Source organism: Chromobacterium sp. FG89, from assembly GCF_057808735.1.
Genome location: NZ_JBMDIQ010000012.1, coordinates 81,502 through 95,838 on the forward strand (window position 1 = coordinate 81,502; position 14,337 = coordinate 95,838).

Here is a 14,337-nt window from a genome sequence, read left to right on the forward strand (position 1 = left end):
TGCTAACATAGAAATTACATTTTCATTTTTGACTGTATTTACAAGTACATACGCATTCATCATCCATTGCCGCCCAATGAACGCGCCCGCCCGGCCTGAAGCCCTCGCCCTGACTTGCCGCCTCCAAGCAACCGTATTCATGCCCAGACCAAAATGATCTTGCAATCTGACAACTGGTTGTCAATAATGGCAACCGGTTGTCAAACAGAGAAACCCCATGTCCACCCAACAAAACCATCGCCCTCAAGACATCACCGAGCTGATGTTGCTGATCTTCCGCCTGAACGGCGCCCTGCTGGAAAGAGGCGACCAACTGGTGGCCCACCTGGGCATCAATAGCGCGCGCTGGCAGGTGCTCGGCGCGGTGGGCCTGGCCGACGGCCCGCAAACCGCGCCGCAAATCGCCGCCCGCATGGGCATCAGCCGCCAAGGCGCGCAAAAACAGCTGCACAAGCTGGTGGAGGAAGGCTATTTCGACGTGCTGCCCAACCCCCAACACGCCCGCTCCCCGCTGTACCGGCTGAGCGCCAAGGGCGAACGCACCGTGGCCGGCACCCAAGATTGCCAGGCACGGTGGACCGCGCAACTGGCGCAACAGCTGCCCGACGCGGACTTCGACGCCGCCCGCCAAACCCTGCAACAACTGCTGCGCGTGCTGGAAACGCTCAGCCCGCCCATTGGAGAAGAGAAATGAACCGCTTCCTCAAACTCATCCACTTCATCGCGCTGGCCCTGTTCCTGGGCAGCATTCTGGCCTGGATCGTGCTGTCCGAAACCGCCCCGGCCGCCCCGGCCCTGCTGGCGCAGACGCGGCAGTACATCCATATCGGCACCTGGGCGCTGACCGTGCCCGGCCTGTGGCTGATGTTGATCAGCGGCCTGCTGCTGGGCTACCGGCGTTACGGCCCGCGCAACCGCTTCTTCCAGCTCAAGCTGGGCCTGACGCTGCTGATCCTGCTCAACGCCAGCTTCGTGGTGGTGCCGGCGGTGGACACGGCCAATCAACTGGCCCAAGCCGCGCTGCTTGAGGGTACGGGCGGCGCGCCGGGCGCGGACTTTCAGGCCGCCACCCTGCGCGAGGCGATAGGCGGCGGGCTCAACATCCTGCTGATCGTGATCACCGCCGCCGTCGGCGTTTGGCGGCCCGGCGCTCGCGGCCGCTTCACGGCGGACGGCCATGGCGTCAACGCAGGCGCTGCTGTAAAAACTCGATGAAGCGCTGGGTCTTGGCCGGCAGCAAACGGGTTTCCGTCAGCGCGTACACCGGCACCGGCGTGCCGTGCCAGCCGGGCATGATCCGGCGCAGGCCGCCGCTGGCCACCTCGTCCGCGACAATCTCCTCCGGCATCAGCACAATGCCCATGTCCAGCGTCGCCAGCCGCTTGGCCAAGCCGATGCTGTTCAAGGCGAAGCGCCCGCCCGCCGCAACGGCGAGCTCCCGCCCTTCGCCGTGGAAGGTCCAGGCGTCGGGCTTCAGCACGCTCAGGCACTGATGCCCCGCCAGCTCCGCCGGGCTTGCCGGCTCGCCCGCGCGGGCCAGATAGCCGGGCGAGGCGTACAGCCCGGGCGTCAGCGCGCCCAAGGTCCGCGCGATCAATTGCGAACTTTCCGGCGTCCCCATGCGCACCGCCACGTCGAAAGGCTCGCTCACCAGATCGACGCGCCGGGGAGTCAGGTCCAAATCGAAATCGATGCCGGGATGAAGCCGCGCAAACTCGGCGATCATCGGCGCCAGATAGGTCACGGCGAAATCCACCGGCAGCGAGGCGCGCAACACCCCGCTGGGCTGGGCCAGCATCTCGCCCAATCGCTCGTGCGCCAGCCGGGCCTCGTCGACGATGCGCCGGCAGCGCTCGTAGTAAAGCAGCCCGGCCTCGGTCAGCTCTATCCGGCGAGTCGTGCGGTGCAACAAGCGCAGCCCTATCGACTTCTCCAGCGCGGCAATCCGCCGCGACAGCGTGGAGTTCGGCACCCCGATCGCCTCCGCCGCATTGCGGAAGCCCTTGGCCTTGACCACCTCGACGAACAAAGCCATATCGTTTAGCAATTCCACCTAATTGCTCCAATAATGGATCAGTATTATCCAAAATACCCTATTTATCTCACAAATAAAGCCGGCGATGATGAGAGCACCCCACCAATAGGAGAAAGCACAATGAACACCGTATTCGACCCCGCCCGCCTCGCCGGCCTCACCCTGAGCAACCGCCTGGTCATGGCCCCGATGACCCGTTCCCGCGCCCAGGCGGACGGCAGCCCGAGCCCGCTGGCCGCCCGTTATTACGCCCAGCGCGCCGGCCTCGGCCTGATCATCAGCGAAGGCACCCAGCCGTCCGACGCGGGCCAAGGCTACCTCGCCACCCCCGGCATCTACACCGACGCCCACGTCGCCGGCTGGAAACACACCACGGACGCCGTCCATGCCCAGGGCGGGCGTATCTTCATCCAGCTGATGCACGCCGGCCGCATGAGCCACCCGGACAACACCCCGCGCCATGAGCTGGGCGTCGCGCCCTCCGCCATCGCCCCGGGCGCCGGCATGTTCACCGCCACGGGGATGCAGCCGATTCCCAGCCCGCGCGCGCTGAGCGCCGAACAAGTGCGCCAGACGGTGCAGGACTTCCGCCGCGCCGCCCGCCGCGCCATTGAAGCCGGCGCCGACGGCGTGGAAATCCACGGCGGCAACGCCTACCTGGTCCAGCAATTCCTCGCGCCCAGCGCCAACACCCGCGACGACGAATACGGCGGCTCCCTGGAAAACCGCGCCCGTTTCGCCATCGAAGTGGCCACCGCCATCGCCGAGGAAATCGGCCCGGACAGAACCGCCATCCGTCTATCGCCCGGCCTGAGCATCTGGGGCATAGACGAAGGCGAACAAGGCCCGGCGCTATACCGCTATCTGGTGAGCGAACTGAACAAGCTGGGACTGGCCTACCTGCACCTGATGCACCTGGGCGACGAGGCCTTGCTGGCCGATCTGCGCCAACGCTGGCAAGGCGTGCTGATCCTCAACCGCCCGGGCCGCCCGCGCGAGCAGATCGGCGCCGATATCGCCGCCGGCCTGGCGGAGCTGGAATCCTACGGCGCCATGGTGTTGGCCAATCCGGACTTTGTGGAACGGCTCAAGCGGAATGCGCCGCTGAACGCGGCCGACAAGAACAGCTTCTACGGCGGGAACGAACAGGGTTATACCGACTACCCCGCCCTGAGCGACGCGCAGCCGGCTTAATAGCGGCGATGGCAGCGGCCAGCCGGGCGCCGGCTAGCCGCCCTGCTTCGCATACTGGGCGATGTAGCGCCGCGCCAGCTTCTTGGCCGCCGCCAGCCAGGCGCCGCTCAACTTGGGCTCGACCTGCTCCAGACTGCGCGACGCGGTGGGGCTGCCGTTCACCTTGGCCACCGCGAACCAGGCGTAAGCCTCACCGGGATCCGCGCGTACACCCTTGCCCAGCAAATACATCCAGCCCAGGCTGACCTGCGCGTTGCCCAGACCTTGCACCGCCGCCAGGCGGTACAACTCCACCGCCTTGGCCGCATCCGCCTGCATGCCCAAACCGTTGGCGTACATCCAGCCCAGATTGACTTGCGCCAGGTCGTAGCCGCGCGCCACACCCTTGCGATACCAGTCTGCTGCCTGGCCATAATCCTGCTCCACGCCGCGCCCGCCCTGATACATCCAGCCTAAGCTGACCTCGGCGTCCACCAGGCCCTGCTGCGCCGCCTTGCGGAACCAGTTAGCGGCCTCGGCATCGTTCTGCTCCACGCCAACGCCATGCAGATACATGAAGCCAAGATCATGCTGCCGCTCTGCCTCGCCTTGCTCCGCCGCTTTGAGCAGCGTGGCGAAGGCTTGACGGTACAGCTCGGCCGCCGCCTCATACCCCCCCTCCCTGCCTTCGGCGACATAAAGATTGGCCAAGCTAATCTGCCCGCTGGTATTACCCTGCTCGGCTGCCTTGCGCAGCCACAGCAAGGCCTGCTGTTTATCCTTCGCAACCTTGACGCCGTCCTTGTACATCGCGCCCAACGCCGCCTGAGCGCTGGCGTCGTTGTTCTGCGCCTGCTGTCGTATCTGTTCCAGCGGCTTGTCCAGCCACGCCTGGTAGGGCGTGGCCGCGTCCACACCGCCGGCCAGCGCCAACAATCCAAACACTACAGCACCTAGTTTTATCTTCATTAGCCTTCACCCTTACCCATTCTCAAATACGGCCAGCTCTAGTCCGCACGCGGCACCTTGACCACGAAATGCTTGCCGCTCGTGAGCTTGCCCATAAACACCTCGCCGGACTTGCTCATCAAGAAGGGAAACGCCTCCAATTCCACGCCTTTGGGAATCTCCACTCCGTGTTGTTGCAGATAGTCGGTGAACTTGATCGCCGTGTCGGAATCACTCCAGATCACAGGGTAAGGATCGCCTGTTTTTTGCAAGCGGCGCGCGAACACATTCATCTTCAATTCGCTCCCACTGCCTATCATCACCCGGCCATCGGCGCTGATGCTGGATACGCCGCCCTCCGGTTCCGCGCCAATACCGTTCAGCACTTTCACGCCACCGCTCTGGGTCCAGACAATGGGCACGCTTTGAAACAGCCAACCTCCATTTATTGGCCGCTTGTTGTGATCGGCATGGCCAACAATGATCGAGCCATCCTGGCTGCCATCAAAGAAGACCGGCCCGCTAGCGCCAATTCCGTACAGCGCTTGCAAACTCTGCGGCTGCCAACCCAGGGCCCGAGTCCAGGTAAAGAAGGTGGACAGACCGGCCTCCTCTAACCTCTTCCCATACCTAACAGCCAAGAAGTAATGTTGGCCAAACTTCTTGGGGGTAAGCTTTTCCGTGGTCAAAAGGTCCGGCATCTTCGGCACCTCCTCCTGGCGGGCATTGGTGCACCAGGTATCGCCCTGCGGCAGCGCCGCCGCGCAAGCGTAATCACTCGCGACATAGGGCACCGGATAAGCTTCTCCATCCTTACCCACCGAGAAGCTGACCCAGGCGTTGTTGTTGTGATAGGTATTCACCACCGGGCCGACACCGTCCTGAACGAAGTGATATTCCGCCTCGGCATTCTCGCCGCCATAAGGCTTGACGCCTTGTTGGCTGATCACCACGAAGCGGCCCTTGATCTGCTTGAAGATAAAAGCGCCGCCACTGAGCTTGCCAGCTACCCAGGAACCGTCTTCCGCCACATGATCCAAACTCAAGTTGCCCTTGACCGGGAACTGATCCTCGACAATCCAAAACTGCTTGGCGGCGGGAAAACCCTCCGCGCGCGCGCCCATAACGGAGCCACATAACAGTAAGCCCAAGCCAATCTTCTGAACGATGCTGTGCATGCTTATTCTTTCTTTTTCAATAAAAAAACCCCGCCAGCGTCAACTGGCAGGGCATTCTATGAAATTAGCCTAGAGCCGCCAAGCACGGTTTGACCCAGGCCAAGCCGCGCTCAAGCTCGCTCAACGCTTACGCTTGCCCTCCAGCCACGCCATCAGATCCCGGCTGCGCTGCAACTGGTGCATCGCCTCCACGTGGCGGTACAGGTTCAACTGCCTCCCGGCCACGCCCAGCAAGATCTCCAGATAGTTGAAAAAGCCGCGGCGCAAACCGTTGCGGTGGCTGCGGTCGCTGTGATCCATATCCCTGGCAATGCGCAGCAGCAGGCCGCGGCCGGCGTCCAGCTCATTGCTTTTCAGCCACAGCGCCAGGTGCGCGGCGTACTGGCGGCCCAGCATGCAGGCCTCGGCGTAATCCTCGGGTTCGGCCGGTTGCCAGTAATGCGGATGATTGCGGCCCGGAATGAAGCGGACAAAAGGCAGACGGGTTGCCTTGGTTTCCACGGAAACACAGCGATACTGCGAGCGCCGCAGCGCCGGCTGTTGCGGGGAAACGCTGTCCTGCTGGACGGCTTGATCCTTGGAATGGGACGGAGTGGATTCGATGTTGGGCATCGGACGGACTGGCTTCGCCATTGCAACCTCCTTGAATGAAGGGCCTGGCCGATAGACGCGGCAAGGCGGGCACATGACAAGGCTGGTCTCACCGGTATCTTGGTCCGGCGCGCCCATGGGGCGCCCCTGCCATGGCCCGCCCAAATAGGCAAAGCAATAGCAACCGGACACGAAAATGCCGCTTTCGCGGCGTGTCCGCCAAGATACAAACTCAGGAGACCAGTCCCGGCGCTGTTTGTGTGGCAGCGCGGGGACCATTGTTGGCTAGATGGCGGGGGGAGTCAAGACATTCAACAACTAAATCTCTTGCGTGGCTCTCCGAAAATCTACTGTGTATTTCATCACATCGTTGGTGTGCGGAGCCTTAGTCTTAGTCAGCCATATGCTCTCGCTCACTCCCTACAGTATTCAGGTTCATATGAGCAATACGCCATACTCTAGAATCAACCCCACCTGAATTTTTAAGTACCCATGCCCCCGAATTAAGCCAAAAAATTATTTACTTAAACACCAAATAAACATCAACAAAAAACTTGACATAGACGATACCAACAACCAACATATCAACCTTACATTATTTATTCAAGGGCACACTCAACTTTAACTTCCCACACCCCTTAGTAAACGTCAATCAAATAAATTTTGATTTACCTTAAATCCCCTAGAATGACAATGGAAAAAGAAAATATCACTTTAATTATTAGCATTGCGTCCATCGCAATCAGTATCGCCATTTTTTTTGTAACCTACGTGCAAATGAGAATTTATAGCGCCCAGACGAAACTGGGGCTTTACAACAAAAGATTTTCCATTTATGCATCCGCACTAAATTACTACCAAGCAATCTACTACAGCCCTCTAGAAACAATAATAGAGAAAAAAATTGAATTTACAAAATCATATAGAGAGTCCAAATTCTTATTTGATGAAAAAGATAAAATTTACGAAACCCTTGGAGAAATACAAAACAATGGCAATAGCGTTTATGAATACAAAAAACACAAACACGAAAGAGAAAACAACACTACCAATGATCGACTTTGTTTGGAAACGATGCAAGAAATAAGCAATAAATCTCTAGTCAGTTTTGAGAAAAATCTACATAAACTTGAAACACAAATTCAAAAGTACATTCAATTCAGAAACACCTCTGGATGGAAGTTTTTGAGAGATTAAATTTAGCTCAAGCCTCACCCATCTACCGATGGGTTAAAGTACTCAATTAAATCTCGACTCCAATCCCCTCCCAATTTATGGCTATTCAAACTCCAAGCACCGGCTCTACGATCTACCAAAAAAATGTCCGCACTAGAAAAAACCGCTAGAGCTTTTCCCACCGAACCCTCCCAACCACCAAAAAACACATCGACATCCTCTTTATTGCCATATTCAACATGATTCATCCCAAAATAAATCTCCTTGACGGCCAAAGGATTAACTCTCTCCACAACCCCTTTTTCATCAACAAAAGTGACATTTCTTCTTTCAAATGAGTCCCTATGGCGAACCACCCTTACCTCTTCCTCATAAAACCATTCTTGCCCCTTACAAAGATACATTCGCTGAAGAGCCGAAATATAGTTCGGATCAAATCCAATGACTCGACAATAAGCAACCTCCTCATTAAGTGAGTGATCAAAATTCCACTGAGGCTTAGTACGAGAATAAACAACACTACCATACTGACATGGCAATACACACTTATCAGCATCATTCATTCCCAGCAGACTCACATCAAACCCAACAACTACACCTTTATGTGAATCACCATAATGCGCCCACATCAGAGAGTTCAACGAGTCTCTCGTCAGACAAAAAACAACAGAACTCTCTCGAATAGCCCGATCCCGATTAAAGCCATGTAAAGGACGACCCCTCCAGTCATTCTCAAACTCCGCTGCAGTCGTCTCGAACGGATCATTAAAATAAAATGGATTTTTGTACATTATTGTACACTGCCCCAGAATATATTTTTCCCAACTATCTTTTGAATAGTATTTATACAAAATCATGCTGTTCCTCCCCTCTAAAAAAAAGCCCCATGCTGATAGCAATAGGGCTTTTGATCTTCACAACATCAGCATCAAGCTAGTTTAGCCAACTGCACCTTGATCTTGTCCAGCTTGTCCTTCAACTCAGCCAACTGCGCCTTGTCGCGCTCCACCAGGTGGGCCGGAGCTTTGTCGACATAGCCCGGCTTTTCCAGCTTGGCGGTGAGCTTGGCCAGTTCGGCTTCCGCCTTGCCCTGCTCCTTCGACAGGCGCGCGGTTTCCGCGGCCTTGTCCACTTCCACTTTCAACATCAGGCGGGCGTCGCCGGAGATGGCCACCGGGGCGTCGTCTTCCGGCAGAGCGGCAACGATGGAACCTTCGGTCAGCCGCGCCAGCAGCTTGAGATAGGGCACGAAGTCCGCCACCGTGGCGTCGCCGGTTTCGATGAACAGCGGCGCTTTGACGGCCGGGCCGATGCCCATTTCGCCGCGCAGATTGCGCACCGCGTTGACCATGTCCTTGAACGCGTCCATGCGGCTGTTGGCGGCGGCGTTGATCTTGCCGGCGTCCGCCACCGGCCACGGGGCCAGCATGATGGACGGGGTGGTCTTGGCGTTGGCCAGCGGGGCCACGGTCTGCCACAGCTCTTCGGTGATGAAGGGCATCAGCGGGTGGGTCAGGCGCAGCGCCACTTCCAGCACGCGGACGATGGTGCGGCGGGTGGCGCGCTGCTGGGCTTCGTTGCCGGTTTGCAGCTGCACCTTGGCCAGTTCCACGTACCAGTCGCAGTATTCGTTCCAGATGAATTCGTAGATGGTCTGGGCGGCGATGTCGAAGCGGTAGGTTTCCAGCGCGTTGGTGACGTCGATCTCGGCCTGTTGCAGGCGGCCGATGATCCACTGGTCAACAAAGGAGTACTCCAGCGGCAGGCTTTCGTCCTGGCCGCAGTCCTTGCCTTCCACGTTCATCATCACGAAGCGGGTGGCGTTCCACAGCTTGTTGCAGAAGTTGCGGTAGCCTTCGGCGCGTTTGAAGTCGAAGTTGACGCTGCGGCCCAGGGTGGCGTAGCTGGCCATGGTGAAGCGCAGCGCGTCCGTGCCGTAAGCCGGGATGCCTTCCGGGAACAGCTTTTCCGTGGCCTTGGCGATGGCCGGGGCTTTTTCCGGGCGGCGCAGGCCGGTGGTGCGCTTGGCCACCAGCGGTTCCAGCGCGATGCCGTCGATCAGGTCCACCGGGTCGATGACGTTGCCCTCGGACTTGGACATCTTCTTGCCTTCGTGGTCGCGCACCATGCCGTGGATGTAGACGTCGCGGAACGGAACCTTGCCGGTGAAGTGCTTGGTCATCATGATCATCCGGGCGACCCAGAAGAAGATGATTTCGTAGCCGGTCACCAGCACATTGGAGGTGAGGAAGGCGCGCAGTTCGGGGGTGTCTTGCGGCCAGCCCAGGGTGGAGAACGGCACCAGGGCGGAGCTGAACCAGGTGTCCAGCACGTCTTGTTCGCGGCGCAGGGTCTTGCCCGGCGCTTGCGCCTGGGCGTCGGCTTCGCTGCGGGCCACGTAGATGTTGCCGTCTTCGTCGTACCAGGCCGGGATTTGGTGGCCCCACCACAGTTGGCGGCTGATGCACCAGTCCTGGATGTTCTTCATCCACTGGTTGTAGGTGTTGACCCAGTTTTCCGGGATGAAGCGCACTTCGCCGCTTTCCACGGCTTCAATCGCCTTGGCGGCAATGGATTGGCCGGTGGGGTCCGGATTGCCGTCTTTGTCCAGCGCCACTTTGTCCATGGCGACGAACCATTGGTCGGTCAGCAGCGGTTCGATCACGGTGCCGGTGCGATCGCCGCGCGGGACCATCAGTTTGTGCGGCTTGGTGTCCAGCAGGTAGCCCTGGGCTTGCAGGTCCGCCAGCATGGCTTTGCGCGCGTCCTGGGTGCTGAGGCCGGCGTAGGCGGCCGGCAGTTCGATCACGCCCTGGGCGCTGCCGTCGAAGCCGAAGATCTGCGCCTTGGCCAGGATTTTGGCTTCCAGGCTCATCACGTTGATAAGCTGGGTGCTGTGGCGCTTGCCCACTTGGTAGTCGTTGAAGTCGTGCGCCGGGGTGATCTTGACGAAGCCGGTGCCGAACTCTTTGTCCACGTATTCGTCGGCGATCACCGGGATCTGGCGGCCGGTGAGCGGCAGTTCCAGCTGCTTGCCCAGCAGGTGCTGATAGCGCTCGTCGTCCGGGGCGATGGCCACAGCCACGTCGCCCAGCAGGGTTTCCGGACGGGTGGTGGCGACGGTGACGAACTCGTCGCTACCCACCACCGGGTATTTGATGTGCCACATGTGGCCGTCTTCTTCCTCGGAAACCACTTCGAGGTCGGAGATGGCGGTGCCCAGCTTGGAGTCCCAGTTGGACAGGCGCTTGCCGCGGTAGATCAGGCCTTGTTCGAACAGGCGGACGAAGACTTCGGTCACCACTTCGGCGCGGGTGTCGTCCATGGTGAAGTATTCGCGGTCCCAGTCCACGGAGCAGCCGACGCGGCGCATCTGGCTGGTGATGGTGCCGCCGGACTGCTCTTTCCATTCCCACACTTTGGAGGTGAAGGCGTCGCGGCCCAGGTCGTGGCGGTTGACGCCCTGCTCGGCCAGTTGGCGCTCCACCACGATCTGGGTGGCGATGCCGGCGTGGTCGGTGCCGGGCACCCACAAGGTGTTGTCGCCCTTCATCCGGTAATACCGGGTCAGACCGTCCATAATAGTCTGATTGAAGGCGTGGCCCATGTGCAGGGTGCCGGTCACATTGGGCGGCGGCAGCTGGATGGCGAAGGACGGTTTGGCGGTGTCCATGCTGGGCTTGAAGTAGCCGGCCTGTTCCCACTGATCGTACCAGCGACGTTCGATGTCGCCGGGTTCAAAGCTTTTGGCAAGTTCCATGGTGATGAATCGTAGTTCTTCTAGAATGGAAAAAATGGGTCGATTATACCCGGTTTTGGAGTGTTCTCCGAGAGCCGGCGCGGGCGGATCAGGCGGTAGGCAAGGGATATGCGGACGATGAGCGAAGAAACGCGCGTTTTGGTGATTGAAGACAGCATGGTGTTGATCCGCCCCTTGTGCCGCATGGTGGAGGAAATCGGCCTTACGCCGGTGCCGGTGTGTTCGCTGCTGGAGGTGCGCGAGGCGCTGACGTCCGGCCAGCATTTCCTCGCCGCGGTGGCGGATTACAATTTGCCGGATTCGCCCGGCGGCGAGCATTTGCCCTTGCTGTTTCAAGAGGCCATCCCCACCATCGTGCTGACTTCGCGCACCGACGGCGAGGTGCGCGACCGCATCTTGCAGCTGCCGGTGGTGGATTACGTCAGCAAGGAAAGCCCGGCGGCCTTTGATTACGTGATGCGGATGCTGACCCGCATCCGCAAGAATCCGGGCATCAAGGTGCTGGTGGTGGACGATTCCGCGTCCTACCGCCAGTTTCTGCGCGAGAACCTGGAGCGCCACCGCTACCAGGTGCTGGAGGCGGAGGACGCCAAGCAGGCGCTGGAGATTTTGCACCGCGACAAGCACATCAAGCTGGTGCTGAGCGACAACGACATGCCGGGCATGGACGGGGTACGGATGACCAGCACGATACGCCGCTTCCTGGATCACGACCGCCTGGCCATCATCGGCATTTCCGGCAACCAGGACCCCACCATGACCACGCGCTTCATCAAGGCCGGGGCGGACGACTTTCTGCAAAAGCCGTTTAACTTTGAGGAGTTCTTCTGCCGCGTCACCCGCAATGTGGAGTTTGTGGAGAACCTGGAATCCCTGAAGGAAACCGCGGACCGCGACCCGCTGACCAATTTATCCAACCGCCGGCATTTTTTTGAGCAGGTGATGCAGCTGAAGAACGGCTACGGGGTGGCGGTGCTGGACATCGATCACTTCAAGCGGGTGAACGATCAATACGGCCACGATGTGGGCGATCAGGTGATCTGCAACACCGCGCGGCTGATGGAGCAGTTTTTCCCGGACGGCATCGTGGCGCGCTTTGGCGGCGAGGAGTTCGTGATTCTCAGCCCCAGCCCCATCGAGCTGGACATGGTGTGCCGGCTGGAGAGCCTGCGCCTGGCGATAGAGGGCTGTATCCTGACCACCGCCAAGGGCGGGCTGCGCTACACGGTGAGCATAGGCGTGGCGGCGTCCGACATGCCCGAGGTCAGCCGGCTGCTGAAGCTGGCGGACGAGCGGCTGTATCACGCCAAGCAGCACGGCCGCAATCAGGTGTGCGGCGGCTGAGAGCCGGTTCACAATCCGCTGCGCGCCGCGAGGCCGGGCGCGGCGGCCCGCCCCCGCCCGAATGGCCAGTTCGGCGTTTTTTTGCGCCGGGACGCCGCCTATAATGACATCGCTTTTTCCGTTCCTCGCGCGCGGCCCCGCGCTTCTCCCGGAGCCGGCGTTTCAACCGGACATCCGCCATGAGTCATCATCACCCGCACGGTCCAGGCTGCGCCTGCTGCACTCTTCCCTTGTTGGCTCAGCTGCACGATGAGCTGTTTGAGCGGCCGGACTGGCAGGACGAGGCCAAACGGCTGATCCGCCAGCAGGAAAAACGGTTGTTGCCGCCCTCTCCGCCGCAGACGCTGATCATTTACGGCGGGCCCATCCACACCCTGGCCAGCAGCGGGAGGCAGACGGTGGACGCCGTCGGCATCGCCAAGGGCCGCATCGTGGCGACGGGTTCGCGCGAGGAGGTGCGGCAGGCCATGGCCGCCGCCGGCCATAAGAAACCGGAGGAGATGTCGCTGGAAGGCGGCACCCTGCTGCCCGGCTTCGTCGATCCCCACATGCATATCCTGCCCAGCGCCTTGTTCTCGTCCTGGCAATACGTGGGCGCGTTCTCCGGCCAGACGCTGAAGCCGGATTACAACATCGCCGGGGTGGTGGACACGGTGCGCGCGGCGCTGGCCGACCCCAAGAAACAGCAAAAGGCCAAGGACGGCGCGGCCTGGGTGCTGGGTTTCGGCCTGGATCCCTCGCTGATGCGGGAGTGGACCGAGCCGGATCTGGACTGGTTCGCCCAGTTTGGCGATCAGACCCCCATTTTCCTGATGAACGCTTCCGGCCATATCGGCTACGCCAACGCGCCGGCGCTGGCCAAGGCCGGCATCAGCCCGGAGTGCAAGGGCGTGCTGGTGGAGGAACAGGTGCTGCAGATGATGCCGGCGCTGCCCTCCCCGTCCCCGGCCACGCTGCTCGCCAGCATCAGCCAGGTGCTGCACGGCGCGGCCAAGATGGGCAACACCACGCTGTTCGACGCCGGCCTGGGTTCCGGCAAGGGGGTGTTCGAGGTCTTGCTGCTGGACCTGGTGGCCCAGACCGCGCTGAACCCGGTGCGCATCGCCGCCGCGCTGTTTTCCAACGAGACGCGGCAGATGGACGAGTGGACGCGGCTGTTCCGCCCGGACCTGGACGGCATGGAGGACAAGCGCTTCAGCATCAAGGCGCTGAAACTGGTGTCGGACGGTTCCAACCAGGGGCTGACCGGCTATCAGACCGAGGCCTATAAATGCTATCCGCAGCACCAGGTGCCCAATGTGCCGGCCACCGGCCTGTTCAATTTCCGCCCGCCCAGCGCCTTTACCCCGCATTTGCGGCAGGCGGTGGAGCACGGCTGGCCGGCCATGGTGCACGCCAACGGCGACCGCGCCATCGACGAGGTGCTGCAGGCTTACGAGCACGCGCTCAATCACCCGTCCGCGCCGCTGCGCCCGGATTGCGCCGGCGCGCGGCTGCGTCATCGCATCGAACACGCTTCGCTATTGACCGACGAGCACATTTCCCAGATGGCGCAACTGCAGTTGTCGCCCAGTTTTTTGATCGGCCACGTCGGCTATTGGGGCCACGCCTTCCAGCAGACCATTCTGGGCGAGGCGCGCGCCAAGCTGCTGGACCGCTGTCTGTCCGCCAAGCGCGCCGGCCTGCGCATCAGCCTGCATTCGGATCACTTCGTCACCCCGCTGGGCGGCTTGCGCATGATGGAGCAGGCGATTTTCCGGGTGATGGAGGCGGCGCCGGAACAGGCCGGCGGCAAGCCGGCGCTGAACCCGGCGGAACGGCTGGACCGGCTCAGCGCCTTGCGCGCGGTGACGCTGGACGCCGCCTGGCAATGCCATATGGACCACGTCGTGGGTTCGCTTGAGCCGGGCAAGCTGGCGGATCTGGTGGTGCTGGAGCAGGACCCGCTGGACCCGGCGGTGAGCAATCTGCGCGATATCGCGGTGCTGCAGACCTGGCGCTCCGGCGCGCCGGTGTATCTGAACGCCAAGCTGGGTTGCGCGACGGAGTCGGCGCCGCCGGTCTGAGGCGCGCGGCGCCGCAAGGGCCCGGCGCGTGCCGGGCCTTGCTCAGCTTTTGTCAGCCTGGCGCCC

The 14,337-nt window shown here is 60.7% G+C and carries 12 protein-coding genes; 6 read left to right on the plus strand and 6 right to left on the minus strand.

All coding sequences use genetic code 11. The features are described 5' to 3' along the window. The first annotated feature begins 217 nt into the window (after positions 1-217). Positions 218-694 (plus strand): MarR family winged helix-turn-helix transcriptional regulator, encoded by a 477-nt coding sequence (locus ACODRW_RS13655; RefSeq protein ID WP_235088857.1) that lies wholly within the window; start codon positions 218-220, stop codon positions 692-694. After that, entirely contained in the window at positions 691-1,215 is a 525-nt protein-coding gene (locus ACODRW_RS13660) for a hypothetical protein (protein ID WP_488905970.1), read from the plus strand. Before ACODRW_RS13655 ends, ACODRW_RS13660 begins: the two co-directional genes overlap by 4 nt. Here the strand turns inward: ACODRW_RS13660 and ACODRW_RS13665 are convergent. Further along, positions 1,184-2,053: a LysR family transcriptional regulator gene (locus ACODRW_RS13665; protein WP_253315463.1), complete on the minus strand. Its 870-nt coding sequence runs from the start codon at positions 2,051-2,053 to the stop codon at positions 1,184-1,186. The two genes, ACODRW_RS13660 and ACODRW_RS13665, sit on opposite strands and share 32 nt — an antisense overlap. A 102-nt stretch (positions 2,054-2,155) precedes the next feature. Here ACODRW_RS13665 and ACODRW_RS13670 point away from each other — a divergent pair, with 102 nt between their 5' ends. Continuing rightward, positions 2,156-3,229 (plus strand): alkene reductase, encoded by a 1,074-nt coding sequence (locus ACODRW_RS13670; RefSeq protein WP_488905971.1) that lies wholly within the window; start codon positions 2,156-2,158, stop codon positions 3,227-3,229. Between the two features lie 33 nt (positions 3,230-3,262). On the opposite strand, the gene ACODRW_RS13675 is transcribed toward ACODRW_RS13670, so the two are convergent. From ACODRW_RS13675 to ACODRW_RS13685, 3 genes are all read right to left on the minus strand, one after another. Continuing rightward, entirely contained in the window at positions 3,263-4,177 is a 915-nt protein-coding gene (locus ACODRW_RS13675) for a tetratricopeptide repeat protein (protein WP_488905972.1), read from the minus strand. Positions 4,178-4,215: 38 nt separating this feature from the next. Further along, the gene (locus ACODRW_RS13680; RefSeq protein ID WP_253315466.1) at positions 4,216-5,334 is read right to left on the minus strand and encodes a hypothetical protein; all 1,119 of its coding nucleotides are present in this window, start codon (positions 5,332-5,334) and stop codon (positions 4,216-4,218) included. 120 nt (positions 5,335-5,454) lie between these two features. Further along, positions 5,455-5,967: a hypothetical protein gene (locus tag ACODRW_RS13685; protein WP_488905973.1), complete on the minus strand. Its 513-nt coding sequence runs from the start codon at positions 5,965-5,967 to the stop codon at positions 5,455-5,457. 651 nt (positions 5,968-6,618) lie between these two features. On the opposite strand from ACODRW_RS13685, the gene ACODRW_RS13690 reads away from it, so the two are divergent. Further along, positions 6,619-7,122: a hypothetical protein gene (locus ACODRW_RS13690; protein ID WP_488905974.1), complete on the plus strand. Its 504-nt coding sequence runs from the start codon at positions 6,619-6,621 to the stop codon at positions 7,120-7,122. A 14-nt stretch (positions 7,123-7,136) separates the two neighbouring features. Here the strand turns inward: ACODRW_RS13690 and ACODRW_RS13695 are convergent, their stop codons facing one another. Together ACODRW_RS13695 and ACODRW_RS13700 are read right to left on the minus strand one after the other, a co-directional pair. Next, positions 7,137-7,958, minus strand: coding sequence for a DUF2971 domain-containing protein (locus ACODRW_RS13695; protein WP_488905975.1), 822 nt, complete (start codon positions 7,956-7,958; stop codon positions 7,137-7,139). Between the two features lie 71 nt (positions 7,959-8,029). After that, on the minus strand, positions 8,030-10,861 hold the full coding sequence (locus tag ACODRW_RS13700; RefSeq protein WP_488905976.1) for a valine--tRNA ligase: 2,832 nt from the start codon (positions 10,859-10,861) through the stop codon (positions 8,030-8,032). Between the two features lie 117 nt (positions 10,862-10,978). On the opposite strand from ACODRW_RS13700, the gene ACODRW_RS13705 reads away from it, so the two are divergent. Together ACODRW_RS13705 and ACODRW_RS13710 are read left to right on the plus strand one after the other, a co-directional pair. After that, entirely contained in the window at positions 10,979-12,205 is a 1,227-nt protein-coding gene (locus ACODRW_RS13705) for a diguanylate cyclase (RefSeq protein WP_107801778.1), read from the plus strand. 179 nt (positions 12,206-12,384) lie between these two features. Then, the gene (locus ACODRW_RS13710) at positions 12,385-14,271 is read left to right on the plus strand and encodes an amidohydrolase (RefSeq protein ID WP_488905977.1); all 1,887 of its coding nucleotides are present in this window, start codon (positions 12,385-12,387) and stop codon (positions 14,269-14,271) included. The last annotated feature ends 66 nt before the right edge of the window (positions 14,272-14,337 follow it).

What these genes read in the sequence shown, in the direction of transcription:
- ACODRW_RS13655 (WP_235088857.1), top strand. Translation starts at nt 218, where the DNA reads ATGTCCACCCAACAAAACCATCGCCCTCAAGACATCACCGAGCTGATG.
- ACODRW_RS13660 (WP_488905970.1), top strand. Translation starts at nt 691, where the DNA reads ATGAACCGCTTCCTCAAACTCATCCACTTCATCGCGCTGGCCCTGTTC.
- ACODRW_RS13670 (WP_488905971.1), top strand. Translation starts at nt 2,156, where the DNA reads ATGAACACCGTATTCGACCCCGCCCGCCTCGCCGGCCTCACCCTGAGC.
- ACODRW_RS13675 (WP_488905972.1), bottom strand. Translation starts at nt 4,177, where the DNA reads ATGAAGATAAAACTAGGTGCTGTAGTGTTTGGATTGTTGGCGCTGGCC.
- ACODRW_RS13680 (WP_253315466.1), bottom strand. Translation starts at nt 5,334, where the DNA reads ATGCACAGCATCGTTCAGAAGATTGGCTTGGGCTTACTGTTATGTGGC.
- ACODRW_RS13685 (WP_488905973.1), bottom strand. Translation starts at nt 5,967, where the DNA reads ATGGCGAAGCCAGTCCGTCCGATGCCCAACATCGAATCCACTCCGTCC.
- ACODRW_RS13690 (WP_488905974.1), top strand. Translation starts at nt 6,619, where the DNA reads ATGGAAAAAGAAAATATCACTTTAATTATTAGCATTGCGTCCATCGCA.
- ACODRW_RS13695 (WP_488905975.1), bottom strand. Translation starts at nt 7,958, where the DNA reads ATGATTTTGTATAAATACTATTCAAAAGATAGTTGGGAAAAATATATT.
- ACODRW_RS13700 (WP_488905976.1), bottom strand. Translation starts at nt 10,861, where the DNA reads ATGGAACTTGCCAAAAGCTTTGAACCCGGCGACATCGAACGTCGCTGG.
- ACODRW_RS13705 (WP_107801778.1), top strand. Translation starts at nt 10,979, where the DNA reads ATGAGCGAAGAAACGCGCGTTTTGGTGATTGAAGACAGCATGGTGTTG.
- ACODRW_RS13710 (WP_488905977.1), top strand. Translation starts at nt 12,385, where the DNA reads ATGAGTCATCATCACCCGCACGGTCCAGGCTGCGCCTGCTGCACTCTT.